This is a genomic window from Okeania sp. SIO2F4, assembly GCF_010672385.1.
In the GTDB taxonomy this organism is placed as follows: domain Bacteria; phylum Cyanobacteriota; class Cyanobacteriia; order Cyanobacteriales; family Microcoleaceae; genus Trichodesmium.
Map to the genome: position 1 here is coordinate 1 of NZ_JAAHGT010001362.1, position 1,613 is coordinate 1,613.

Sequence of the window (1,613 nt, forward strand, 5' to 3'; positions counted from 1 at the left end):
AATAAAATTGATACAACAAGGCGTCCAATAAATCTTAGATGCAATTTTGGCAGAAATTGATTGTAGTTAATTTTGAAGTTATCTATAAACTCAGAATATTTAGGCTTTGCTGAATAAAGTCTTTTAATAGGGGTAGGAGTCAGGAGACAGGAGACAGGAGACAGGAGTTAGGGGAATTATAGAGGAGGTAGGAGTAAGAATTGTCCCTCAATTTTTCTGTCCTTAATTTGCCCAAAATGCGCTCCTTTTTCAGCGTAATACACTCAGGACTTACGCATGAGGTACGAAAAACTAGGATTTGAGATTGCTTCCCTGTCGGTCGCAATGACGAAAATACGTTGTACTGCGTAAGTCCTGATAGTTAAACTGAAACTAATCTCGCCCTTAGTTCTACTAAATAGTTAACTAACAAGCACTTTCAAAATATTAAGCTAATAACATATATTGTTGTTTTAGAATTTCAATTACCGAATAATTAAGGCTTTGTTACATGAAAATATATAGCTGTGACTAGACTCCCCATATGTACTTCATAACCCCCAGAAACTGCTGTAACTATTGGACAATAGATGAATAAAACATCAATCTCCCGAAACTGAGGGATATAGCTGCCAAAGCGCTCCACCTTTCATGTCGCACAGCGAAACGGATGTTTCATCCCTACTTTCATACAACAAAGCCAATAATTAACGAAAAAAGTCTCTCCTTTAAAGGAAAAACAAGAAAAAATTTTCTCTACCGCGTTAATTCAATCTGTTTGAGGGAGAGGTAATTATCCATTATCAATAGATATCTCCAGAAAAGAGGGAGTAGGGAGTACGGGAAAATAATTGACGGTTTATTCTCGATAATTTATTTAATTTTTTATTTTTGGAGATGTCTAATTATCAATTATCAATTATCAATTATCCATTATCCATTATCCATTATCCATTATCCATTATCCATTAATGAATTTGTATCTGGTTTTAACCAAATGTTAGGTTTAAATTGTTTATCTAAAGGTGTTTTAGCAATATGATTAGTGTAATTGTGGATGACCTTAATCGCAATACCTAAAATCACTTCTAATACCTGCTGTTTACTATATCCGGCTGCCATAAATTCTTCAATTTCATTATCTTTAACCCAGCCACGAGTTTGTACAATTTGTTGAGTAAAGCGACGTAATGCTTGTAATTTTTTATCTGGCATTTAGGAGTTAGAGAGTCTATTCGGATACAGATTAAGGAATTAGCTGAACAAGCAGGAGTAAAAGATTCAGAATCATTTTCTCAACAATATTTACTTCTAATTGGAGGGGCAAGTTTGATGGCTACTATTGAAGGATTTTCTGGAGGTGCTGATTATGCTCAACAGGCATTATCTACTTTAATTGATAGTTATATTGAAAAGTCAGGAGTGTAAGTATTTAGAGTAGTAATTAGACATCTGGTGAAAATTCAAAATAGAATCAATTCTTATCCATAAATTATCAATTATATCATGTCCGGATAATCAGTGATCAAAAAAAGTATATGGTTTGTAGTAGGGCTCTCAGCCCGATACATACTTTTTGCTCAAGCCCTACTACAAACTTTAATTATAACTGTTCAACAGGACATGATATTACT

1 protein-coding gene is annotated in these 1,613 nt (G+C 33.8%); it reads right to left on the bottom strand.

Going from position 1 to position 1,613, the window contains the following annotated elements:
* Window positions 1-933: 933 nt before the first annotated feature.
* Window positions 934-1,194, bottom strand: coding sequence for a carboxymuconolactone decarboxylase family protein (locus tag F6K22_RS40425; RefSeq protein WP_293110749.1), 261 nt, complete (start codon window positions 1,192-1,194; stop codon window positions 934-936).
* Window positions 1,195-1,613 lie beyond the last annotated feature (419 nt).